General features: G+C 63.2%; 22 protein-coding genes and 1 pseudogene. 10 read left to right on the plus strand and 13 right to left on the minus strand.

All coding sequences use genetic code 11. The features are described from left to right. Nucleotides 1-16: 16 nt before the first annotated feature. A complete protein-coding gene (locus tag ACF8R4_RS19295; protein WP_060498703.1) occupies nucleotides 17-397 on the minus strand; it encodes a hypothetical protein in 381 nt (126 codons plus the stop codon). Nucleotides 398-513: 116 nt separating this feature from the next. Further along, on the minus strand, nucleotides 514-1,683 hold the full coding sequence (locus ACF8R4_RS19300) for an MFS transporter (protein ID WP_392493228.1): 1,170 nt from the start codon (nucleotides 1,681-1,683) through the stop codon (nucleotides 514-516). Between the two features lie 106 nt (nucleotides 1,684-1,789). Between ACF8R4_RS19300 and ACF8R4_RS19305 the strand changes: the two genes are divergently transcribed. Next, nucleotides 1,790-2,674: a LysR family transcriptional regulator gene (locus tag ACF8R4_RS19305; RefSeq protein ID WP_060498705.1), complete on the plus strand. Its 885-nt coding sequence runs from the start codon at nucleotides 1,790-1,792 to the stop codon at nucleotides 2,672-2,674. A 41-nt stretch (nucleotides 2,675-2,715) separates the two neighbouring features. On the opposite strand, the gene ACF8R4_RS19310 is transcribed toward ACF8R4_RS19305, so the two are convergent. Then, nucleotides 2,716-3,465 carry a 3-oxoacyl-ACP reductase family protein gene (locus tag ACF8R4_RS19310; RefSeq protein ID WP_392493230.1) on the minus strand — a complete coding sequence of 250 codons (750 nt, stop codon included), beginning with the start codon at nucleotides 3,463-3,465 and terminating at the stop codon, nucleotides 2,716-2,718. A 118-nt stretch (nucleotides 3,466-3,583) separates the two neighbouring features. On the opposite strand from ACF8R4_RS19310, the gene ACF8R4_RS19315 reads away from it, so the two are divergent. Beyond that, entirely contained in the window at nucleotides 3,584-4,522 is a 939-nt protein-coding gene (locus tag ACF8R4_RS19315; RefSeq protein WP_104835357.1) for a LysR family transcriptional regulator, read from the plus strand. A gap of 40 nt (nucleotides 4,523-4,562) precedes the next feature. Here ACF8R4_RS19315 and ACF8R4_RS19320 read toward each other — a convergent pair whose 3' ends face one another. Continuing rightward, complete coding sequence (locus ACF8R4_RS19320) at nucleotides 4,563-5,033, minus strand: GreA/GreB family elongation factor (RefSeq protein WP_060498708.1); 471 nt, start codon at nucleotides 5,031-5,033, stop codon at nucleotides 4,563-4,565. A gap of 2 nt (nucleotides 5,034-5,035) precedes the next feature. Further along, nucleotides 5,036-5,434, minus strand: a complete 399-nt coding sequence (locus tag ACF8R4_RS19325; protein WP_060498709.1) for a hypothetical protein — start codon at nucleotides 5,432-5,434, stop codon at nucleotides 5,036-5,038. Nucleotides 5,435-5,564: 130 nt separating this feature from the next. On the opposite strand from ACF8R4_RS19325, the gene earP reads away from it, so the two are divergent. Together earP and efp are read left to right on the plus strand one after the other, a co-directional pair. Further along, nucleotides 5,565-6,692, plus strand: a complete 1,128-nt coding sequence (gene earP, locus ACF8R4_RS19330; RefSeq protein WP_104835356.1) for an elongation factor P maturation arginine rhamnosyltransferase EarP — start codon at nucleotides 5,565-5,567, stop codon at nucleotides 6,690-6,692. A 48-nt stretch (nucleotides 6,693-6,740) separates the two neighbouring features. After that, nucleotides 6,741-7,310, plus strand: a complete 570-nt coding sequence (gene efp, locus ACF8R4_RS19335; RefSeq protein ID WP_012271109.1) for an elongation factor P — start codon at nucleotides 6,741-6,743, stop codon at nucleotides 7,308-7,310. 56 nt (nucleotides 7,311-7,366) lie between these two features. Here efp and ACF8R4_RS19340 read toward each other — a convergent pair whose 3' ends face one another. The 3 genes from ACF8R4_RS19340 to ACF8R4_RS19350 form a co-directional block, all read right to left on the minus strand. Beyond that, the gene (locus ACF8R4_RS19340) at nucleotides 7,367-7,795 is read right to left on the minus strand and encodes an organic hydroperoxide resistance protein (RefSeq protein ID WP_060498711.1); all 429 of its coding nucleotides are present in this window, start codon (nucleotides 7,793-7,795) and stop codon (nucleotides 7,367-7,369) included. A 141-nt stretch (nucleotides 7,796-7,936) separates the two neighbouring features. Further along, nucleotides 7,937-8,392 carry a MarR family winged helix-turn-helix transcriptional regulator gene (locus ACF8R4_RS19345; RefSeq protein WP_060498712.1) on the minus strand — a complete coding sequence of 152 codons (456 nt, stop codon included), beginning with the start codon at nucleotides 8,390-8,392 and terminating at the stop codon, nucleotides 7,937-7,939. A 57-nt stretch (nucleotides 8,393-8,449) separates the two neighbouring features. After that, complete coding sequence (locus tag ACF8R4_RS19350) at nucleotides 8,450-9,403, minus strand: LysR family transcriptional regulator (RefSeq protein ID WP_060498713.1); 954 nt, start codon at nucleotides 9,401-9,403, stop codon at nucleotides 8,450-8,452. Nucleotides 9,404-9,516: 113 nt separating this feature from the next. On the opposite strand from ACF8R4_RS19350, the gene ACF8R4_RS19355 reads away from it, so the two are divergent. Next, nucleotides 9,517-10,266, plus strand: coding sequence for a sulfite exporter TauE/SafE family protein (locus tag ACF8R4_RS19355; protein ID WP_223624235.1), 750 nt, complete (start codon nucleotides 9,517-9,519; stop codon nucleotides 10,264-10,266). Nucleotides 10,267-10,294: 28 nt separating this feature from the next. Here ACF8R4_RS19355 and ACF8R4_RS19360 read toward each other — a convergent pair whose 3' ends face one another. Then, a complete protein-coding gene (locus ACF8R4_RS19360; RefSeq protein WP_060498720.1) occupies nucleotides 10,295-11,146 on the minus strand; it encodes a LysR substrate-binding domain-containing protein in 852 nt (283 codons plus the stop codon). 97 nt (nucleotides 11,147-11,243) lie between these two features. Between ACF8R4_RS19360 and ACF8R4_RS19365 the strand changes: the two genes are divergently transcribed. Beyond that, nucleotides 11,244-11,462, plus strand: a complete 219-nt coding sequence (locus ACF8R4_RS19365) for a DUF1127 domain-containing protein (RefSeq protein ID WP_060498714.1) — start codon at nucleotides 11,244-11,246, stop codon at nucleotides 11,460-11,462. A gap of 135 nt (nucleotides 11,463-11,597) precedes the next feature. Here ACF8R4_RS19365 and ACF8R4_RS19370 read toward each other — a convergent pair whose 3' ends face one another. Continuing rightward, entirely contained in the window at nucleotides 11,598-12,944 is a 1,347-nt protein-coding gene (locus ACF8R4_RS19370) for a class II 3-deoxy-7-phosphoheptulonate synthase (RefSeq protein ID WP_060498715.1), read from the minus strand. Between the two features lie 116 nt (nucleotides 12,945-13,060). Here ACF8R4_RS19370 and ACF8R4_RS19375 point away from each other — a divergent pair, with 116 nt between their 5' ends. Next, nucleotides 13,061-13,816 (plus strand): spermidine synthase, encoded by a 756-nt coding sequence (locus tag ACF8R4_RS19375; protein WP_104835354.1) that lies wholly within the window; start codon nucleotides 13,061-13,063, stop codon nucleotides 13,814-13,816. A 293-nt stretch (nucleotides 13,817-14,109) separates the two neighbouring features. Next, a pseudogene (locus ACF8R4_RS19380) lies at nucleotides 14,110-15,823 on the plus strand (DEAD/DEAH box helicase). Nucleotides 15,824-15,913: 90 nt separating this feature from the next. Here ACF8R4_RS19380 and ACF8R4_RS19385 read toward each other — a convergent pair. Beyond that, entirely contained in the window at nucleotides 15,914-16,681 is a 768-nt protein-coding gene (locus ACF8R4_RS19385; RefSeq protein WP_164524228.1) for a class III extradiol ring-cleavage dioxygenase, read from the minus strand. A gap of 110 nt (nucleotides 16,682-16,791) precedes the next feature. Between ACF8R4_RS19385 and ACF8R4_RS19390 the strand changes: the two genes are divergently transcribed. Beyond that, the gene (locus ACF8R4_RS19390; protein ID WP_060498718.1) at nucleotides 16,792-17,442 is read left to right on the plus strand and encodes a thiopurine S-methyltransferase; all 651 of its coding nucleotides are present in this window, start codon (nucleotides 16,792-16,794) and stop codon (nucleotides 17,440-17,442) included. A gap of 94 nt (nucleotides 17,443-17,536) precedes the next feature. Here the strand turns inward: ACF8R4_RS19390 and htpX are convergent, their stop codons facing one another. Together htpX and ACF8R4_RS19400 are read right to left on the minus strand one after the other, a co-directional pair. Further along, entirely contained in the window at nucleotides 17,537-18,424 is an 888-nt protein-coding gene (gene htpX, locus ACF8R4_RS19395; protein WP_016500929.1) for a protease HtpX, read from the minus strand. Between the two features lie 448 nt (nucleotides 18,425-18,872). Further along, nucleotides 18,873-20,084 (minus strand): pyridoxal phosphate-dependent aminotransferase, encoded by a 1,212-nt coding sequence (locus tag ACF8R4_RS19400; RefSeq protein ID WP_019099440.1) that lies wholly within the window; start codon nucleotides 20,082-20,084, stop codon nucleotides 18,873-18,875. Nucleotides 20,085-20,251: 167 nt separating this feature from the next. Here ACF8R4_RS19400 and msrB point away from each other — a divergent pair, with 167 nt between their 5' ends. Further along, complete coding sequence (gene msrB / locus ACF8R4_RS19405; RefSeq protein WP_164524229.1) at nucleotides 20,252-20,647, plus strand: peptide-methionine (R)-S-oxide reductase MsrB; 396 nt, start codon at nucleotides 20,252-20,254, stop codon at nucleotides 20,645-20,647. The last annotated feature ends 12 nt before the right edge of the window (nucleotides 20,648-20,659 follow it).

Below are 20,659 nucleotides of genomic sequence, written 5' to 3' on the forward strand. Positions count from 1 at the left end.
CCGGGCCCCGCGATATTCAGTCCTGGTTGGCGGGCCGCTTGTGCTGCCGCCAGCTGTCATCGATCTTTGACCAGGTTTTGCCGTCGGTTATCGCCATGAGCTTGCGCCCATCCTTGAAGGTGGCCAGGAAGGTGGCTTCTTCCTCCTTGCCACCCAGCCACAGCCCGGCCAGCAACCCTACCGGGCCCGCCACCAGAGCGCCGGCCACACCCCAGCCCAGGGCGCTGCCCAGGCTGCGGCTTGATTCCAGGCTGGCCAGCCTGAGGTCGCTGATGCGCGCGAGTGAAATCCGCTCGCCCGGGGAGGGGCTGCGCGGGGTCTTGAGTGTGAGCGATCCGTTGCGATACTCGCCTTCACCTTGCAAGAAATCGCCGGATTGCACCGTGAGTCTTGTCATAAAGTCGTCCTGTCAGGGAAAGGGCATTGACCAGCGCCTACTGAGCGCTGCCCGGGCAGGCAAGTCAACGCCAATACGACGGAGGGTAGTGCGGTGCGATGTCGCCCCTGTGTCAATCAAACGGCCTTTCGATTGGCCAGCCCCCACGCCAGCAGCGCCAGCCCGCCTATCACCAGGCCTGCTACCACAATGCCCATCCAGCCCTGGTGCTGGAACAACTGTGTGCCCAGCAGCGAGCCCAGCGCCCCGCCAATGAAGTAGCAGGTGATGTACCCGGCATTCAGCCGCGTGCGTGCCTCGGGCCGCAGGGCAATCACTGCGTTCTGGTTGCTCACGTGCACCAGTTGCACTGCCAGGTCGAGCATCAGCACGCCCAGCAGCAAGGCCAGCAGCGACTGCTGGGCAAACCCCAGCGGCACCCACGACAGCAGCAACACGACCAAGCCCACAGTGGTACCCAGCGAGCCTTTGCCACGGTCGGCCAGCCGCCCGGCCCAGTTGGCCGACAGCGCACCCGCCGCACCAGCCAGACCGAACAGGCCGATCACGGCATCGGAATAGTGGTAGGGGCCTTGTGCGAGCAGAAACGCCAGCGGTGTCCAGAACAGTGCGAACAGGCTGAACGCCAGCAGCCCAAGCAGTGAGCGCAGGCGCAGCACGGGCTCTTCGAAGAACAGGCGGAACACCGAAGCGATCAGCGCCGGGTACTTTAGCCCAGCATGGCTGTGGTGCTGTGGCAAGCTGCGGTACAGGGCCAGGGTGGTAATCGCCATCAGCACGGCGGCCAGCACATAGATGCTACGCCAGCCGCCCAGTTCGGCCATGAACCCGGCTGCGGTGCGCGCCAGCAGGATCCCCAGCAGCAGGCCGCTCATCAGCGTGCCGACCGCACGGCCGCGCTGATTTGGCGCGCTCAGGGTCGCGGCCATGGGGACCAGGATCTGCGCCACCACCGAGAACAGCCCGGTGAGCGCCGTGCCCAGGATCAGCCAGGGCAGGCTCGGCGCACAGGCACTGATGACAAGGCCCAGCGTGGAAATAGCGGTCATAACGGTGATCAGCCGGCGCTGCTCGAACAGGTCACCCAGCGGCGCAAGCAACAACAAGCCGGCGCCATAGCTGAGTTGGGCGGCGATGACGATGCTGCCGGCGCTGGCGGTGCTCAGGCCGAACTGCTCGGCGATGCTGTGCAGCAGTGGTTGGGCGTAGTAATTGCTGGCCACGGCCAGGCCGGTGGCGGTGGCCATCAGCAGGATCAGGGCGCGGCTGAGAGTGGGGGCGTTCATGCGGTTCTCGTGGCGGGCAGTAGTAAGTGGGAGGATTATCAGGAAGTGTCTGGCATGACACCAATGTATAGTTTTCAACTTATCCATCTTGAAAGCAGATAGATCTATGAACCTCAAGCAGCTCGAATATGCCCTTGCCGTTGCCGACACGGGCAGCTTTACCCGCGCGGCCGAGCGCTGCCATGTGGTGCAGTCGGCGCTTAGCCATCAGGTGGCGCGGCTGGAGGCACAGTTGGGCGTCAGCCTGTTCGAGCGTAGTTCGCGACGGGTGCGCCTGACCCCTGCCGGCGAGGCTTTTGTGCTTAGCGCCCGGCCGGCGGTGGAAGCGGCCCGGCGCATTGCCGATGACGTGGCGGCGGCTTGCGGACAGGTGCGAGGGCGACTGGCGATTGGTGAAATCAGCTCGCTCACGGCGTTGGACCTGGTCGACCTGCTGGCACTGTTTCATGGTCGTTTCCCGGATGTGGATGTGCGCTGGATCACGGCCAAGAGCGAATTGCTGATCGCCGATGTGGTCGAGCGGCGCCTGGATGTGGGCTTTATAGGCCTGTGGCAGGGCGAGGTCGTGCAGGGCGTGGAGCACCGCTTGCTGGCCAGGGAGGAACTGGTGGCGTTGTTGCCGGTTGGTCATCGACTTGCCGGCCGTACGCCGTTGGCGTTGGCCGACCTGGCGGACGAGGTGCTGGTGGACTTCCCTGAAGGCACCGGGGCACGGCGGCAGACGGATGAGGCGTTTCACGCCGCAGGGTTGCAGCGCCGGGTGCAGTTTGAAATCGGGCATGTGCGTCTGGTGGAAAAGTTTGTGCAGCGGGGCATGGCGGTGGGCCTGGTGCCGGAGCGGGTGGCCCAGGGCTTCGAAGGTGTGACGGTGGCGCGGTTGGTGGATGCGCCGGTGCGGCACTTGTATGCCGTGTGGTCCTCCAGCCCGACGCCCGCTGCCCGGGCTTTTCTGGAGGTGATGGAACAGCGGCTGGGGTCTGGGAGTGGATAAGCCTGTACCGGCCCTGTCGCCGGCACAGGCAGCCCATCAGCTCAAGCAGCAAACCCGCCATCAATCGTCAAGCTTGCCCCGGTGATGTACCCGGCCTCTGGGCCCGCGAGGTAAGCCACAAAGCTGGCAATCTCATCCGCCTCGCCATACCGCCCAATCGCCATCAGCGGGATCAGGCTCTCGGCAAACTCGCCGCTGGCCGGATTCATGTCGGTGTCCACCGGCCCTGGCTGCACGTTATTCACGGTAATGCCTTGCGGCCCCAGGTCACGGGCCATGCCGCGGGTCAGGCCAACCAGCGCCGACTTGCTCATGGCATAGGGTGCGCCACCGGCAAACGGCATGCGCTCGGCGTTGGTGCTGCCGATGTTGATGATGCGCCCGCCCTGGCCCATGTAGCGTGCGGCGGCCTGGCTGGCGACGAACACGCTGCGTACATTCACCGCCAGCATGCGGTCGAAGTCGGCCAGGTCGAATTCGGCTACCGGTGCCACTGCCAGCACGCCGGCGTTGTTGACCAGGATATCCAGTCGGCCGAAGGCCTTCACGGCGTCATCCACCGCCAGTTGCACGGCTGCTGCCTCGGCACTGTCGGCGCGAAGGGCCAGGGCCTTGCCGCCGTTTTCGGTAATTTCCTGGGCCAGTGCTTCTGCCGGGCCGGCAGAGCTGACATAGGTAAAGGCCACGTGTGCGCCTTCGCGGGCCAGGCGCCGCACGATGGCCGCACCAATGCCGCGGGAACCGCCCTGTACCAGGGCCACTTTGCCTTCGAGTGTAAGTTGCTTGGACATGCTGATCTCCTGCTGGAAGCCAGGCCGGAATGCCTTGGATGGGCGCAGTATCGGCGCTCGATTACCTGCTGATAAGATGGCAATCACTATCAGCAGAGTAAACCTTTGGTTGCCAATCATGGCCATGGAATCGTTCAACGCGTTGGAATGCTTCATCCGCAGTGCCGAGGTCGGCAGCTTTGCCGAGGCTGCCAGGCGCCTGAGCATTACCCCGGCCGCTGTGGGCAAGCATGTGGCCCAACTGGAGGCGCGCCTGGGGGTGCGGTTGTTCCAGCGTAGTACCCGCAAGCTGACTTTGACCGAAGCGGGGCAGCGTTTTCTCGGTGAGGTCAGTGACAGCTTTCGCACCATCCAGTACGCCGTGGCCAACCTGGCCAGCGCCGAAGGCCAGCCGGCCGGGCTGTTGCGGGTAAGTATGGGTACGGTGTTCGGGCGCTTGTACGTGTTGCCGTTGCTGAGTGAGTTTTTGCGCCGTTACCCGGCTATTACCCCGGACTGGCATTTCGACAACCGCCAGGTCGACTTGATTGGCCAAGGGTTCGATGCGGCGATTGGCGGTGGTTTTGAACTGCCGCCGGGGGTGGTGGCGCGCAAGCTGACGCCTGCGCACCGGGTGTTGGTGGCGGCGCCGGTTTATCTTGAGCGGCATGCGCCGATTGCAGACCCGGAGGTGCTGCAGCGCCACGACGGTATCCTGATCCGCTCACCGCAGACCGGGCGGGTGCGTTCGTGGCCGTTGACTAGCCGCTGGCAGGCGCAACAGCCGTTGCAACTGCGCCAGGCGATGACCATGAGCGATTCGGACGCGGCGTGCGCGGTGGCCGAGCAGGGGCTGGGGATTGCCCTGGTGAGCCTGCCGTTTGCCGTGCCCTACCTGCAGGGTGGGCGGCTGCGGCGGGTGTTGCCGGACTGGTATGTGGACGACGGGCACATCAGCCTGTATTTCGCCGAGCACAAGCTGTTGCCGGGAAAGACCCGGGCGTTCATCGATTTTGTGGTGGAGAAGTTTGCCGAGCAGGGGTTGGCGGGGCGGTTTGATGCCTTGCAAGACCATTAGGTGTGCATTATTGCCTGTTCCGGCCCCTTCGCGGGCAAGTTCAGACAACATCAACAATGAACAATGCCTGCACGCCCAGGCTCACCTCATCATCAGTCTTCTTGCCCATTAACTGCTGCCCAAGCGGCGAGCGTGGGGTAATTACAGTTACCAACCCATCCCCCTCGCCAATTTTCAGCCCTGCCGCTTCAGGGCCGATGAACACCCGCCGCTGCCCGCCATCCTCATCCTCCAGCGTCACCAGGTTGCTCACCTGCACTCCCCGTGCCGGGTCATAGTCGCGCAGCAGCAACTGCTGGTAGATCAGCAGCGCCTGGCGAATCTCTGCACTGCGCCGGGCCTGACCGGTGGCCAGGTAGGAGGCTTCCAGGCCCAGGGTGTCGTACTTGTTCTCGGCGATGTTCTCTTCGGCGATGGCGGCCTCGTAGGCGGTTTGCGCTGCACGGGTCAGCACGTCCAGATCATGCGTGAGGATGGCGACGATCTGCGCCAGCAGGTGGGGCTTGTCCATGGTCAGTAACAGAACTCCAGCACATTGGCCTGGCTTTTTTCGGTGGGGGCGGTGCGGTTCTGCTGCAGCCAGAACTGGCACTTGGGGCTGTTGAGGTTGCGCGGGTTGCCTTGCGCGGCTTCGGCGGCCTGTTGCTGTTCCTGCTTGTGCAGGATGTCCTTGTAGCGGTCGAACATCTCGGCCTGGGCATCCGCTGGCGTGGCGGCTGCCGGTGCCGATGCTGGCGGGTAGACGCTGGGGGGCAGGGCCTGGGCCAGCGGCTGTACCTGCTGCGGCCACACCGACAGGGCCAGCCAGGCGCTCGCCACAATGGCCACCGCGCCCAGCCAAAGGCCAAAGGCAACGCACAGGATCAACGGCAACGGCTTGAGGGTGATTTTCAGTTCACGCTGGCGGGGCATGGCAGCCTCCTGGCAAGGTCGGTCGGGGTGCATTGTCGCATGCACTTGCGCATTTTTCCGCGCAGGTGCTTTTGTCGGCGACAATTTATGCGCAGAATTCGCGGTTTTTGCACCGGTACGGGAGGGGCGCATGAAAGCCACCTGGGACATCTTCTGCAGTGTCGTCGATAACTACGGCGATATTGGCGTGACCTGGCGCCTGGCTCGGCAGCTGGTGGCTGAGCATGGCCTGGCGGTGCGCCTGTGGGTGGATGACCTGAACGCCTTCACGCCCATGTGCCCCGGCGCCGATGCCACTGCTACGCAACAGTGGCAGCAGGGTGTGGACGTGCGCCAATGGCCGGCGGCCTGGTTGCCGGTGGATCCGGCTGATGTGGTGATCGGCGCATTCGCCTGCCAGTTGCCGGCGCCTTATGTGGAGGCCATGCGTGCCTGCGCCACGCCGCCGCTGTGGCTGAACCTGGAATACCTCAGTGCCGAGGACTGGGTGGAAGGCTGCCACGGCTTGCCGTCGCCGCAGCCCAACGGCCTGCGCAAGGTGTTTTTCTTCCCCGGCTTTACCGAGAAAACCGGTGGCCTGCTGCGCGAGGGCTCGCTGCTGGCGCGGCGTGACGCCTTTGAGCAGGGGGCAAGGCAGGCCTTCTTGCAGGGGCTTGGTGTAAACCCCGAAGCAGGGGCGTTGCTGGTTTCGCTGTTCGCCTACGAAAACCCGCAGCTGGGCAACTGGCTTGATGCCCTGGCCACAAGCGAGCAGCCTTGTCACCTGCTGGTGCCGCTGGGGCGCGTTGTCGCGGGGCTCAGCCAGTGGCTTGGCGAGGCGCCGCTACCCGTGGGCAGCGTGCGCAAACGAGGGGCACTGACGGTGCAGGTGCTGCCTTTCGTCAGCCAGGACGACTACGACCGGCTGCTGTGGAGCTGTGATTTCAACGCCGTGCGCGGCGAAGATTCGTTCGTGCGTGCACAGTGGGCCGGGCAACCGATGCTGTGGCACATCTACGTACAGGACGAAAATGCTCACTGGGAAAAGCTCGAAGCGTTTCTCGGGCATTATCGACGCGGCCTGTCAGACGATGCCGATGCCGCACTGCTGGGCCTATGGCGTGCCTGGAACATGGATTTCGACATGGGCCAGGCCTGGCGGGCGGCCCGTCACCATTGGCCAGAACTGCAGCAGCATGCCCGCCTTTGGGGTGTGCAACAGGCCGCTCAGCCGGACCTTGCCACAGCGCTAGTACACTTTTACCGAAATTCGCTATGATACGCGGCCTCGATTTTTATAAATCCATCCAGATTCGGATACTTCGTAATGAAAACTGGTAAAGAACTGAAACCCGGTACCGTCCTGCGGATCGACAACGACCCGTGGCTGGTTCAAAAAGCTGAGTTCACCAAGTCGGGCCGTAACAGCGCGATCATGAAGACCAAGCTGAAGAACCTGCTGACCGGCTACAAGACCGAAACCGTATACGGTGCGGACGACAAGCTGGACGACGTGATCCTGGATCGCAAAGAAGCGACCCTGTCGTTCATCAGCGGTGACTCGTACACCTTCATGGACACCACCGACTACACCATGTACGAACTGAACGCCGAAGACATCGACGCCGTTCTGCCGTACATCGAAGAAGGCATGGAAGACATCTGCGAAGCCGTGTTCTTTGAAGGCCGCCTGGTATCGGTTGAACTGCCGACCACCATCAGCCGTCAGGTTGTCTACACCGAGAACGCTGCTCGCGGCGACACCTCGGGCAAGGTCATGAAGCCTGCCAAACTGAAGAACGGTACCGAGATCCAGGTTGCCGACTTCATCCAGATCGACGAGTGGATCGACATCGACACTCGCGACAACAGCTTCAAAGGCCGCTCCAAGAAGTAATTCTTCTTGTGAAACGCAAAAACCCGGCCTTGGCCGGGTTTTTTTGTGCCTGTGATTTACACGGTCACATGCAGGCGTACATCCACATTGCCGCGGGTAGCGTTGGAGTACGGGCACACCTTGTGCGCTTTTTCCACCAACCCTTCGGCATCGGCCTGGGCCAGGCCCGGCAGGTTGATGTGCAGGTCGATGTCCAGGCCGAAACCACCCGGGATCTGGCCGATGCCCACGTTGGCGGTGATCGATGCATCGGCCGGCAGGGCTTTTTTCTCTTGCCCGGCTACAAATTTGAGGGCGCCAATGAAGCAGGCCGAGTAACCGGCGGCGAACATCTGCTCGGGGTTGGTGCCGTCACCTCCGGCGCCGCCCAGTTCCTTGGGGGTGCTCAGGCTGACGACCAGCTTACCGTCGCTGGACTTGGATTTGCCGTCGCGCCCACCGGTGGAGGTAGCTTCTGCGATGTACAGCGGAGTGACCTTTTGCATCTTGAGCCTCGCTAATGTGCTGTGCGCTTCCTGTTCGGGGGAGGGCGCGGGTTGGTGTTGGATTTAAATTAGCGCGCAATTAGTTTGTGCGCAAGATAAATCGTCACCGCTCATCCGAACGGCCATTGCACAGCATAGCTTTCAGAGGTTTTTCTGCAGGTTCTCGCGCAAGTTCAGCAGGTCGGCCTGCAGTTGTTGCAGCTGCGCCAGGCTGTACCCACTGGCCTTGAGGATGCACTGAGGCACCTCTTTGGCCTGTTGTTGCAGGGCACGGCCCTTGTCGGTCAGTTGCACCATCACCACCCGTTCGTCCTCGCGGCTGCGGTTGCGTTGCAGCAGGCCCTCGCTTTCAAGGCGCTTGAGCAGCGGGGTCAGCGAGCCCGGGTCGGTGAGCAGGTGCTGGCTGATCTCGCCCACGGTCAGGCCGTCGCGCTCCCACAGCACGAGCATGGCCAGGTACTGTGGGTAGGTCAGGCCCAAGGCCTGCAGCAGCGGTTTGTAGACCTTGGTCATCAGCAACGAGGTGGAGTGCAGGGCAAAGCAGACCTGGTTGTCCAGCAGCAGCTCGTCACAGGAGGCTTGGGTGTTGGCGTTCATGCAGGTCCTTGAAGGCAATAATGGGGAATTCTGGCTCGCTGATCATTAGTGCGCGCATTACTCGCGCAGTTCACTGCGCAAGGCCAGGTCCCAGGGGGGAACCGGGCTGAAGCGACTCTTGAGAAATTCGAGCAGCAAACGGCTGCGAGAGTTCGTTTTGTGTTCCAGGCGTAGCGCATAAATACCGCTGGTTTCGGCTTCGGGCAGGCCGCCACCGCAAAACAGCGGGACCAGTTCGCCGCGCAAAAGGTATTCGCTGATCAGCCAGGTGGGCAGGTGGGCAACACCTAGGCCGGCGAGGGCGCCGAACAGCAGGGTTTCTGCATTGTTGGCGGCCATGCGCATGCGCGCCGGGCGGTACAGGCGGGTTTGCCCGGCTACGGTGAAGCGCCAGGCGAACGGCGGTGCCAGGCCGTCCCAGTCCAGGCCGTCGTGCCCGGGCAGTTCGCTGGGGCAGGTAGGGATGCCTCGGCTCGCCAGATAAGCCGGGCTGGCGCAGGCGATGCGTACCATGTAGGCCAGCGGCGTAGCGACCAGGCGGGTGTCGGCCAGGGGGCCGGCACGCAGTACCAGGTCGACCTCGCCCAGGTGGCTGCCATGCAGGTCGACGAAGCTGTCGATCAGGCGCAACTGCACGTCCAGGCCAGGGTAGGCCACCAGGAAGTCGGCGATGGCCGGTGCAAGATGGCGGCGGCCGAACGCGGCGGGGGCGTCGATACGGATCAGCCCTTCCGGGGCGTTGCTCAGCGATACTGCTTCGGCCCGGGCCAGGCGCAGCTCCTCGATGATGCGCCTGGCCCGTTCGGCAAACGCATTGCCCGCAGGGGTGGCGCGCACGGCGTGGGTGCTGCGGCTGAACAGACGGCTGCCCACGGCGGTTTCCAGGTTGTCGATGCGTCGGGCCACCGCAGACGGGGTCAGCGGATGGCGGCGGGCAGCGGCTGAAAAACTGCCGGTCTCCAGCACATCGAGGAACAGGCTCAGCTGGTCGGTGAGGGCATCGGGGCTCATGGTTGCCTTGCTTTTGCGAAATGCGCACAGCCATTGTGCGCTGCTGTGCGTTTCCCTGCCAGCCCGCAATCGTTAGCATGCTCGCAATATCTATACAGGCGGATGAGGCCCTGATGATCGAGTGGTTGTTGTATATCGTGTTGGGCGCTGCCCTTGGCACCATGGGGGGCCTGTTCGGCATTGGCGGCGGGCTGATCGCCATTCCGGCGCTGGGCGTGCTGTTCGGCCTGGACCAGCAACTGGCGCAGGGTACGGCGCTGGTGATGGTGGTACCGAACGTGCTGCTGGCGCTGTGGCGGTATCACCAGCGCAACCGCATTGAGCTGCGCCATGCCGTGCCGCTGTCGGCGTGCAGCTTCCTGTTTGCCTGGCTGGGGTCGATCTGGGCAGTGGGGCTGGATGCGCATTCCATGCGCCTGGGTTTTGTCGGCTTTCTGGTAGCGCTGGCGGTGTGGAACGTGGCGCGGATGTTCATGAAAGTGTCGCCGCCGAGTGCCGAACTGCGCTATGCCTGGCCGTGGCTGGGCGTGCTGGGCAGCTTTGCCGGCACCATGGGCGGGTTGTTCGGTGTCGGCGGGGCGGTGGTGGCGACGCCGATCTTGACCAGTGTGTTTGGCACCACCCAGGTGGTGGCGCAGGGGTTGTCGCTGGCGCTGGCGGCGCCGAGCACCTTGGTCACGCTGCTGACCTATGGCGTGCACCATAGTGTTGATTGGGGCGTGGGGATTCCACTGGCGGTGGGCGGCTTGCTCAGCATCAGTTGGGGGGTGAAGTTGGCCCATGCGCTGCCCGAGAAGGTATTGCGGGCGATGTTCTGTGTGTTTTTGGTGGTGTGTGCGGTGATGCTCGGGTTTGAACTTTGAGATTGTGGGGCCGCAAAACGGCCCCAAATTACTTGAACCCTTCGACGATGTAATCGGCCATGCAGTCGGTGATGGGGGACTGGGTCTGGGTGTTGCGCAACAGCATTACATTGGCCATGGGCAGCTGCGGCAACCCGTCCTGTTCGCCCAGGATGCGGATGTTCCCGCCAATCAGGCTCTGCAATTGCGCCGTTACCGCCAAGCCCGCCGTGACAATGGCAAAGATCGCCGCCAGGCTGGGGCTGGTATAGGCGATGCGGTAGTCGATGCCCTGCGCTTCCAGTGCGTTGCACGTCCAGGCTCGGCAGAAGCAGTCGGTATTGAACAGCGCCACAGGCATCGGCCGCTGCTCTTGCGGGCAAAAGCCTTCGGCGGCGGCCCACACCAGGCGTTCCTGGCGCAGCAACTGGCCAACCTCGTTGCCCGGCTCGCGCGTGACGATGGTCAGGTCCAGGTCTTGGCGCAGCATCAGCTGTTTGGACGAGTCGCAATGCACTTCCACCTGCACCAGCGGGTAGGCCTGGGCAAAGCTCGACAGAATGGTCGGCAAAAAGCGCATGGCGTAGTCGTCTGGCGTGCCGATGCGCACCATCCCGACCATGTGCGGCATGCGCAAGGTATTGAACACCTCGCCATGCAGCTTGAGGATGCGCCGGGCATAGCCCAACAGCACCTGGCCTTCGGCGGTGAGCCTGACCTGGCGGCCGTCACGCTCGAACAGCTGGCGCTGCAGAATGTCTTCTTCCAGGCGTTTCATCTGCATGCTCACCGCCGACTGGGTGCGGTTGACCACTTCGCCAGCGCGGGTGAAACCGCCTTGCTCGGCGATGGCGACGAAGGTGCGCAGCACGTCTGCATCGAGGCTCTGGTACTGGGACATTGCATCAATCTCCGAGATGCATGGCATCAGAAACATTCGTTGGATTGATCTTAAGCCCGGCGCGAGACTGAGGCCATCCAACACGGAGGGCTTCACGATGAAAGGTCATGTCAGCAGCATCCAGCAACCTGCCTTCTCCCTGCACCACCTGTGGCATGCGGTCCTGCAGCGGCCGGTGCGCTGGCTGGAGTTGTACCGCCAGCGGCGAGAACTGGCCGCCCTCAGCGATGCTACCTTGCATGACCTGGGGCTGAGCCGGGCCGATATCCAGCAAGAGGCCGAGCGGCACTTTTGGGATGATCCGCTGCGGAAATAGGCTAACGTTGTCGGTGGATTTGCCGGACTCTTCGCGGGCAAGCCCGCTCCCACAGGTACTGCACAATACTTGAGAGTTGTGCGGTGCTTGTGGGAGCGGGCTTGCCCGCGAAGAGGCCCGTATGACTTGCTTCGATTAGCGCCGCACCTGCTTGAGGGTTTCGGCAATCAGAAACGCCAGCTCCAGCGACTGATCGGCATTCATCCGTGGGTCGCAATGGGTGTGATACCGGTCAGACAACGCATCTTCAGTGATCGGCCGGGCGCCGCCGATGCATTCGGTGACGTTCTGCCCGGTCATCTCGATATGAATGCCGCCGGCATGGCTGCCCTCGGCCTGGTGTACCTGGAAGAACTGCTTCACTTCATCCAGGATCTGCGCAAAGTCGCGGGTCTTGTAGCCGGTGCTGGCCTTGATGGTGTTGCCGTGCATCGGGTCCGAGCTCCACAGCACCTTTCGCCCTTCGCGTTCGACGGTGCGGATCAGCCCCGGCAGGTGGTCGCCAACCTTGCTCGCGCCCATGCGCACGATCAGGTTCAGGCGCCCGGGGTCGTTGGCCGGGTTGAGCGTGTCGATCAGGCGGATCAGCTCTTCAGGGTTCATGCTGGGGCCGACCTTGACCCCGACCGGGTTGTGCACCCCTCGCAGGAACTCCACATGGGCACCGTCCAGTTGACGAGTGCGGTCGCCGATCCACAGCATGTGCGCCGAGCAGTCGTAGTAGTCGCCGGTCAGGCTGTCCTGGCGCACAAAGGCTTCTTCATAGTTCAGCAGCAGTGCTTCGTGGGCCGTGAAGAAGCTGGTTTCACGCAGTTGTGGCGCGCTGTCCAGGCCACAGGCGCGCATGAACGCCAGGGTTTCGTCGATGCGGTTGGCCAGCTGGTGGTACTTGTCGGCCAGCGCCGAGTTGGCAATGAAGTCCAGGTTCCACTTGTGCACCTGGTGCAGGTCGGCAAAGCCACCCTGGGCAAAGGCGCGCAGCAGGTTGAGGCTGGCGGTGGCCTGGTGGTAGGCCTGCAGCAGGCGATCCGGGTCGGGGATGCGGCTTTTGGCATCGAAACCAATGCCGTTGACGATGTCGCCACGGTAGGCGGGCAGGGTGATATCGCCGATGGTTTCATCGCCCGAGGAGCGCGGCTTGGCAAACTGGCCGGCCATGCGGCCAACCTTGACCACCGGGCAGCCGGCGGCAAAGGTCATCACGATCGCCATTTGCAGCAGCACCTTGAAGGTGTCGCGGATTTTCGCCGCCGAGAACTCGGCGAAGCTCTCGGCGCAGTCGCCCCCCTGCAGCAGGAAGGCGCGCCCTTCGGTCACCTCGGCAAACTGGCGGCGCAGCTCGCGTGCCTCGCCCGCGAATACCAGCGGCGGATAGCTGGCCAGGGTTTGTTCAACCTTCAGCAAGTGCGCGGCGTCGGGGTAGGTCGGTTGCTGCTGGATCGGCAGGGCGCGCCAGCTGTCAGGGCTCCACGGTTGGTTCATCTCGGGCTCGGTCTTGTCGGTTGTAGGCTATGGGCCATGGTAACAGTTGGCGCTGCGCTTGTTGCATCGAGGGTGTTGACGGACAATGCGCGTTTTTACGCGGGCGGGTGGTAAGCATGACGGCGGAACGGGAAGAGCGGCTACTGGCACGGGTCGAGGACGCGTTTGGCGTCATCAGCGTGTACGAAGTAGACGACTACCGCTTTCTGGAATTCGGCGATGCCATCGAGCAAAGCTGCGTGTTCACGGCCGACCCGAGTTGGCTGGAGTACGACTACACCCGCGCCATGCTGGTGGGGGCGCTGTGCCACGAACAGCCCGAGAGCGCGCTATTTCTTGGCCTGGGTGCCGGCACGCTGACCCAGGCCTGCATGAAGTTCCTGCCGCTGGAAGACATCGAAGCCATCGAACTGCGCCCGGACGTGCCGCGCCTGGCCATGGAGTACCTGGGGCTGGATGACGACCCTCGGCTGTATGTGCGCATCGGCGATGCCCTGGCGTTGCTGCCCACGGCGGAGAAGGCCGACCTGCTGTTCGTCGACCTGTACACCGACCACGGGCCGGGCGTGGGGCACCTGGCGTGGAACTTCCTGGAGAACTGCCAGCAGCAGCTGAACCCGGGCGGTTGGCTGGTGATCAACCAGTGGGCCACCGATGATGGCAAGCCGCTGGGTGCGGCGTTGCTGCGTGGGTTGTACCATCGGCATTACTGGGAGCTGCCGGTGAAGGAGGGCAATGTGATCTTGCTGGTGCCGGCGGATCTGGAACAATCGCTGGACCTGGAAGGGTTGCGGACGCGTGCCGAGGCGCTTGCACCGCGGTTGGGGTATAGCCTTGAGGGGTTGATCCGCGAGATTCGGCCGGCTACCTGACTGCGTCAGTCTTCAGGGAAATAACGATTCAGCTCCAGCTAACTGATGGCCCGACAATGGCCTTTCACTGCGAAAATATTCCTCACGTCCCTGCACGATTTCGGGTATAGTACGCGCCGGTCTTTTAGCGGACCTCAAAATCAGGTGGTGCAAATCCTCCGAGTCCAGCTTCGGCTGCACGTCCGCTAGGCGGACCTTCCCACGTTTTCTTTTTCAATCGTTTTCGCAAATCCCCGCCGCCAAAGCTGCCTGGGTGACCTGACGGTCTTTCAAGGCATGTGCAGCTTTGGAGCATGGGTCTTTGCGGATGCACCTAGAGGCAGACCCATGACCCAGGAAACCGGCGGCTTCGCCGCTCTCGATCTTAATCCGAATATTGTTGCTGCCGTTCTGGCGACCGGCTACGAAGAGCCGTCCGCCATTCAGCAACAATCGATCCCGATCATCCTCGCCGGTCACGACATGATCGGCCAGGCGCAGACGGGCACCGGCAAGACCGCTGCCTTCGCCCTGCCGATCCTCAACAAGATCGATGTGAGCAAGCGCGAACCGCAAGCCCTGATCCTGGCGCCAACCCGTGAGTTGGCGCTGCAAGTTGCTACCGCTTTCGAAACCTACGCCAAGCAGATGCCAGGCGTGAACGTGGTTGCCGTGTACGGTGGTGCCCCGATGGGCCCACAGCTGCGTGCAATCCGCAACGGCGCGCAAATCGTGGTGGCCACCCCAGGCCGCCTGTGCGACCACCTGCGTCGTGACGAAAAAGTCCTGTCGACCGTGCAGTACCTGGTACTGGACGAAGCCGACGAGATGCTGAAGCTGGGCTTCATGGACGACCTCGAAGTGATCTTCGACGCAATCCCGGCTACCCGTCAGACCGTGCTGTTCTCCGCAACCCTGCCTTCGTCGATCCGTTCGATCGCCGAGCGCCACCTGCGTGAGCCCAAGCACGTCAAGATCCAGAGCAAGACCCAGACCGTTACCGCGATCGAGCAGGCCCACCTGATGGTCCACGCCGACCAGAAGATACCGGCTGTGCTGCGTCTGCTGGAAGTGGAAGAGTTCGACGCGCTGATCGCCTTCGTGCGCACCAAGCAAGCCACCCTGGACCTGGCCGCCGCGCTGGAAGCCAAGGGCTACAAGGCTGCCGCGCTGAACGGCGACATCGCCCAGAACCAGCGTGAGCGCGTGATCGACTCGCTCAAGGATGGCCGCCTGGACATCGTCGTCGCCACCGACGTCGCTGCACGTGGTCTGGACGTACCGCGCATCACTCACGTATTCAACGTTGACATGCCGTACGACCCGGAGTCCTACGTACACCGTATCGGCCGTACCGGCCGTGCTGGTCGCGATGGCCGCGCGCTGCTGCTGGTCACCCCGCGTGAGCGGCGCATGCTGCAGGTGATCGAGCGTGTGACCGGTCAGAAGGTAGCCGAAGCCCGCCTGCCGAATGCCCAGGCCGTGCTGGATGCCCGCATCAAGAAGCTGACTTCGAGCCTGGCGCCGCTGGTAGCCGAAGCCGAAGCCACCCACGGCGACCTGTTCGACCGCCTGACCACCGACCTGGGTTGCAGTGCCCGTGCCCTGGCTTCGGCCCTGCTGCGCAAGGCCACCAATGGCCAGGCGCTGGACCTGGCGGCGGTAGAGCGTGAGCAGCCGCTGGTGCCTAGTTTTGCTCCGCGTGGCGAGCGTACCGAGCGCGGTGAGCGTGGCGAGCGCCCAGATCGTGGCGACCGTGAGCGCCGTGCGCCAATGCCGTTGGCCGAAGGCCGTGTGCGTTGCCGTACTGCCCTGGGTGCCCGTGACGGCATCGCTGCCAAGAACCTGCTGGGTGCGATCCTCAACGAAGGTGGCCTGGCCCGTGACGCCATCGGTCGTATTCAGGTGCGCGACAGCTTCAGCCTGGTCGAGCTGCCGGAAGATGGCCTGGAGAAGCTGTTGTCCAAGCTCAAGGACACCCGCGTGGCTGGCAAGCAGCTGAAGCTGCGTCGCTACCGCGAGGATTGATCCTGGCGCAATGAAAAAATCCCCGGCCTTGGCTGGGGATTTTTTTTGCCTGTGTCGGCCCTTTCGCGGGTTTACCCGCGAAGAGGCCCGTCAGTCAAACCGATAAATGTCCATTCCCAGCGCGCCTAGGGTAAACCCCTGATGCACCACCCCGAACTTGCTCCCAGCCCCAAGGGCAAAGAACAGCGGCAGCAAATGCTCATCACTGGGATGGTTGCGCACCGCATGCGGCGCCTGCTGCCGGTAATCCAACAGCGCCGCCTGGTCATCTGCCTGCAACCGCTCCACCACCCAGTCCCTGAATGCCAGTGCCCAAGGCTCGATCACATCCGGCCCGGCGTGCCAGTCCAGCTCGCCCAGGTTATGGGTGATGCTGCCCGAGCCAATCAGCAGAATACCTTCGCCACGCAGCCCCGCCAGCGCCTGGCCTACCTTCACCTGCAGCGCCGGCCCCATGCGGCTGGGCAGCGATACCTGCACCACCGGAATGCTCGCATCCGGGTACATCAGCGACAACGGCACCCAGGCGCCGTGGTCGAATGGCCGTTGCGCATCCAGCCGGGCCGGCAGGCCGGCGTTCGTGAGCCGTTCGCTTACCTTGGCAGCCAGCGCAGGCTCGCCCGGCGCCGGGTACTGCACGGCGTACAACGCCGGTGGGAAGCCGTAGAAGTCATGCCAGGTTTCGGGTTGCGCGCTGCTGGTCACCAGCAGTTCACGGCTTTCCCAGTGCGCCGACACCACCACGATGGCCTTCGGCCTTGGCAGGCTATTGGCCAGCCCGGCCAGGGCCGGCCCGCTGGCACCTGGGTGCAGGGCGAGCATGGGGGAACCATGGGAGATGAACAGGCTGGGCAGCATGGCGAGGTCCTGAAGGTTAAGATGCACTCATCTTCGATCAGAAACTGATCGATTTCCATCGCAAGTTTTACGCGTTTTCTATCGGTTTACTCGATAAACAAGGAGCAACCATGGAGCCAGCGTTCTGGCACAAACGGTGGGCCGACAACCAGATCGGCTTTCACCAGGGGCAGGTCAATCCTTACCTGCAAGCGCACTGGCCAGCAGTGGGCCTGGCGCCAGGCAGCCGCGTGCTGGTGCCGCTGTGCGGCAAAAGCCTGGACCTAGCCTGGCTGGCGGGGCAGGGGTATCGCGTGTTGGGCGTGGAGCTGTCGCGGCGGGCGGTGGAGGATTTCTTCCGTGAGCACGGGCTTGAACCCGAGGTGCGTCAGCAAGGCGCATTCGAGGTATGGCGCCAGGGTGACGTCGAGCTGTGGTGTGGCGATTTCTTCGCGTTGCGTGCACAGGACATTGGCGACTGCATGGGGCTTTATGATCGGGCGGCGCTGATTGCGCTGCCGCCGCAGATGCGTGTGAAGTACGTGGAGGCTTTGTCCGCATCGCTGCCGGTGAGCTGTCGGGGGCTGCTGGTGACGCTGGATTATGACCAGGCGCTGCTGGACGGGCCGCCGTTTTCGGTGGGGGATGAAGAGGTGCGGCAGGGGTTGGCCGGGTGGCAGGTGGAAGAGCTTGAGGTTGCGGAGCTTATTCAGGAAAGCCCGAAGTTTTTGCAGGCTGGGGCATCCAGCCTTTTGGAGCGGGTGTACCGCATAATCCGCTGACAGATGTGTAGCCTTCGCCGGCCCGCGAAGAGGTCGGTACAGGCATACACAAAAAAGGGCGACCGAAGTCGCCCTTTTTGCATTACCCGTTGGATCAACCGCGGCGGCGCAGGGCCTCAATACGGTCTTCCAGCGGCGGGTGGCTCATCAGCAGCCCGGCAAGGCCGTGCTTCAGGCCGCCGTTGATGCCGAAGGCCTTCATGGTGTCAGGCATATGCACCGGCAGGCCTTGCTCCACGCGCAGGCGCTGCAGGGCGCCGATCATGGCGGAAGTACCGGCCAGTTGCGCACCGGCTTCGTCGGCGCGGTATTCGCGGCGGCGCGAGAACCACATCACGATCATGCTGGCCAGGATACCCAGGATCAGCTCGGCAACGATGGTCGCCACGTAGTAGGCAATGCCCTGGCCTTCTTCGTTCTTGAAGATGACCTTGTCGACGAAGTTGCCGATGATGCGCGCGAAGAACATCACGAAGGTGTTCACCACGCCCTGCACCAGCGCCAGGGTGACCATGTCGCCGTTGGCCACGTGGCCGATCTCGTGGGCCAGCACTGCCCGCACTTCATCGGGCGAGAAGCGCTCCAGCAGGCCCTGGGACACGGCCACCAGCGCGTCGTTGCGGTTCCAGCCGGTGGCGAAGGCGTTGGCCTCGTATGCCGGGAAGATACCCACCTCGGGCATTTTGATGCCGGCTTCACGGGACAGCTCTTCGACCGTTTGCAGCAGCCACTGCTCGTGGCGGGTGCGCGGCTGGCTGATGATCTGGGTGCCGGTGGTCATCTTCGCCATCCACTTGGAGATGAACAGCGAGACCAAGGAGCCGGCAAAGCCGAACACGGCGCAGAACACCAGCAGGCTGCTGAGGTTCAGGTCGACCCCGTTGGCCGCCATGAACCCGTTGAAACCGAACAGGCTCAGGGTAATGCTTGCAACCAGCACCACCGCGAGGTTGGTGGCCACAAACAACAGAATGCGCATCATGGTTGTTACGTTCTCCTGACGGATGAATTGTCGCTTACTGCGGGGTATATAAGGGGCCTGCCGCGCCGATTCAATCGGGCGACTATTTCAAACTGTGTACTGCGGAGTATGGCAGAGGATGGCGCGGGAGCTGTGGGATAGAGCGTTGCAGGATGTAAGAAAAGGTGCAGGCCTTCGGATGTGTGTTGGCGTTGGGATCGAGCGCCGCCCGCGCGGCGCATCGCGAGCTGCGCTCGCTCCTACGTTTGTTTCGGGCCAGTAACGCCTGTGACAGGCGCGCGCGACCGCCTGGTGTGAACGACGCGATATAGCGCCATGCGCCAAGGCGTACGCGAGCAAATCCCACAGGCATAATTGGCCCGAAACAAACGTAGGAGCGAGCGCAGCTCGCGATGCGCCGCGCGGGCGGCGCTCAATCTCCGCGCCGCCCCAACAATCCCGTCGAACCCTACTGCGAATAAGTCCGCAGGAAATTGCCGATCCGGCCAATCGCCGCTTCCAGGTCATCCACCCGCGGCAAGGTCACCACGCGGAAGTGGTCCGGCCACGGCCAGTTGAACGCCGTACCCTGCACGATCAGCAGCTTTTCCGACAGCAGCAGGTCAAGCGCGAACTTCTCGTCGTTGAGAATCGGGCACACTTTCGGGTCGATACGCGGGAACGCATACAGCGCACCCATCGGCTTCACGCAACTCACGCCGGGGATGTCGTTGAGCAGTTCATAGGTGCGGTTGCGCTGTTCCAGCAAACGGCCTGGCGGCAGCACCAGGTCGTTGATGCTCTGGTAACCGCCCAGCGCGGTCTGGATGGCATGCTGGGCCGGCACGTTGGCGCACAGGCGCATGTTGGCCAGCATGTCGATGCCTTCGATGTAGCTTTGCGCGTGATGCTTGGGCCCGGAGATGATCAGCCAGCCGGAACGGAAGCCCGCCACCCGGTACGATTTGGACAGGCCGTTGAAGGTCAGGCACAGCAGGTCGGGGGCCAGCGAGGCGGTGCTGATGTGCACGGCTTCGTCGTACAGGATCTTGTCGTAGATCTCGTCGGAGAACACCACCAGGTTGTGCTGGCGGGCCAGCTCCAGCATGCCCTGCAGCAGCGCTTTGGAGTACACCGCGCCGGTCGGGTTGTTCGGGTTGATGATCACCAGGGCCTTGGTGTTCGGGGTGATCTTGGCCTTGATGTCTTCAAGGTCGGGGAACCAGTCGGCCTGCTCGTCGCACAGGTAGTGCACCGGCTTGCCGCCGGCCAGGCTCACGGCGGCGGTCCACAGCGGGTAGTCGGGGGCCGGGATCAGCACTTCGTCGCCGTTGTTCAACAGCGCCTGCATCGACATGACGATCAGTTCGGACACGCCGTTACCGAGGTAGATGTCCTCGATGGTGACGCCTTCGATTTCCTTTTGCTGGCAGTACTGCATCACCGCCTTGCGCGCGCTGAACAGGCCCTTGGAGTCGCTGTAGCCTTGCGCGGTGGGCAGGTTGCGGATGACATCCTGGAGGATTTCATCTGGCGCCTCGAAGCCAAACGGCGCCGGGTTGCCGATGTTCAGCTTGAGGATGCGGTGGCCTTCCTCTTCCAGGCGTTTGGCGTGCTTGAGCACTGGGCCGCGAATGTCGTAGCAGACATTGGCGAGCTTGTTCGATTTGCTGAACTGCATGATGGGATCCCGATATGAGAAAACACGCCACCCACGCCGAAAGGTTTGAAACGGCAGGAAGCGGGTGCCAGACTGAACGCCTGGCACACGAAGCCAACTAATATACGTGCCACCCGCGCCCCGGAAAAGACGGTGCGGGGTGAAATTCAGCCTGCCGAGGTTCCTGCATGAAAAAGATCGAAAAAACCCTGGATGAATGGCGCTCGATGCTTGACCCCGAGCAGTACCAGGTATGCCGCCTCAAGGGCACCGAGCGGCCGTTCAGCGGCAAGTACAACAGCGAGCGCCGCGATGGCATCTACCATTGCATCTGCTGCGGACTGGCGTTGTTCGATGCGCAGACCAAGTTCGATTCCGGCTGCGGCTGGCCAAGCTTTTACGCACCGGTCGAAGACAGCGCGATGATCGAGATCCGTGACACCTCCCACGGCATGATCCGCACCGAAGTTACCTGCGCCCGCTGCGACGCGCACCTGGGCCATGTGTTCCCCGACGGCCCGCCACCGACCGGCCTGCGCTACTGCATCAACTCGGTGTGCATCGACTTGCGCCCACGCGACTGACCGGAGCCCGAC

Source organism: Pseudomonas sp. FYR_2 (assembly GCF_043106425.1).
GTDB classification, from domain to species: domain Bacteria; phylum Pseudomonadota; class Gammaproteobacteria; order Pseudomonadales; family Pseudomonadaceae; genus Aquipseudomonas; species Aquipseudomonas monteilii.

What these genes read in the sequence shown, in the direction of transcription:
- ACF8R4_RS19295 (WP_060498703.1), bottom strand. Translation starts at nt 397, where the DNA reads ATGACAAGACTCACGGTGCAATCCGGCGATTTCTTGCAAGGTGAAGGC.
- ACF8R4_RS19300 (WP_392493228.1), bottom strand. Translation starts at nt 1,683, where the DNA reads ATGAACGCCCCCACTCTCAGCCGCGCCCTGATCCTGCTGATGGCCACC.
- ACF8R4_RS19305 (WP_060498705.1), top strand. Translation starts at nt 1,790, where the DNA reads ATGAACCTCAAGCAGCTCGAATATGCCCTTGCCGTTGCCGACACGGGC.
- ACF8R4_RS19310 (WP_392493230.1), bottom strand. Translation starts at nt 3,465, where the DNA reads ATGTCCAAGCAACTTACACTCGAAGGCAAAGTGGCCCTGGTACAGGGC.
- ACF8R4_RS19315 (WP_104835357.1), top strand. Translation starts at nt 3,584, where the DNA reads ATGGCCATGGAATCGTTCAACGCGTTGGAATGCTTCATCCGCAGTGCC.
- ACF8R4_RS19320 (WP_060498708.1), bottom strand. Translation starts at nt 5,033, where the DNA reads ATGGACAAGCCCCACCTGCTGGCGCAGATCGTCGCCATCCTCACGCAT.
- ACF8R4_RS19325 (WP_060498709.1), bottom strand. Translation starts at nt 5,434, where the DNA reads ATGCCCCGCCAGCGTGAACTGAAAATCACCCTCAAGCCGTTGCCGTTG.
- earP (WP_104835356.1), top strand. Translation starts at nt 5,565, where the DNA reads ATGAAAGCCACCTGGGACATCTTCTGCAGTGTCGTCGATAACTACGGC.
- efp (WP_012271109.1), top strand. Translation starts at nt 6,741, where the DNA reads ATGAAAACTGGTAAAGAACTGAAACCCGGTACCGTCCTGCGGATCGAC.
- ACF8R4_RS19340 (WP_060498711.1), bottom strand. Translation starts at nt 7,795, where the DNA reads ATGCAAAAGGTCACTCCGCTGTACATCGCAGAAGCTACCTCCACCGGT.
- ACF8R4_RS19345 (WP_060498712.1), bottom strand. Translation starts at nt 8,392, where the DNA reads ATGAACGCCAACACCCAAGCCTCCTGTGACGAGCTGCTGCTGGACAAC.
- ACF8R4_RS19350 (WP_060498713.1), bottom strand. Translation starts at nt 9,403, where the DNA reads ATGAGCCCCGATGCCCTCACCGACCAGCTGAGCCTGTTCCTCGATGTG.
- ACF8R4_RS19355 (WP_223624235.1), top strand. Translation starts at nt 9,517, where the DNA reads ATGATCGAGTGGTTGTTGTATATCGTGTTGGGCGCTGCCCTTGGCACC.
- ACF8R4_RS19360 (WP_060498720.1), bottom strand. Translation starts at nt 11,146, where the DNA reads ATGTCCCAGTACCAGAGCCTCGATGCAGACGTGCTGCGCACCTTCGTC.
- ACF8R4_RS19365 (WP_060498714.1), top strand. Translation starts at nt 11,244, where the DNA reads ATGAAAGGTCATGTCAGCAGCATCCAGCAACCTGCCTTCTCCCTGCAC.
- ACF8R4_RS19370 (WP_060498715.1), bottom strand. Translation starts at nt 12,944, where the DNA reads ATGAACCAACCGTGGAGCCCTGACAGCTGGCGCGCCCTGCCGATCCAG.
- ACF8R4_RS19375 (WP_104835354.1), top strand. Translation starts at nt 13,061, where the DNA reads ATGACGGCGGAACGGGAAGAGCGGCTACTGGCACGGGTCGAGGACGCG.
- ACF8R4_RS19385 (WP_164524228.1), bottom strand. Translation starts at nt 16,681, where the DNA reads ATGCTGCCCAGCCTGTTCATCTCCCATGGTTCCCCCATGCTCGCCCTG.
- ACF8R4_RS19390 (WP_060498718.1), top strand. Translation starts at nt 16,792, where the DNA reads ATGGAGCCAGCGTTCTGGCACAAACGGTGGGCCGACAACCAGATCGGC.
- htpX (WP_016500929.1), bottom strand. Translation starts at nt 18,424, where the DNA reads ATGATGCGCATTCTGTTGTTTGTGGCCACCAACCTCGCGGTGGTGCTG.
- ACF8R4_RS19400 (WP_019099440.1), bottom strand. Translation starts at nt 20,084, where the DNA reads ATGCAGTTCAGCAAATCGAACAAGCTCGCCAATGTCTGCTACGACATT.
- msrB (WP_164524229.1), top strand. Translation starts at nt 20,252, where the DNA reads ATGAAAAAGATCGAAAAAACCCTGGATGAATGGCGCTCGATGCTTGAC.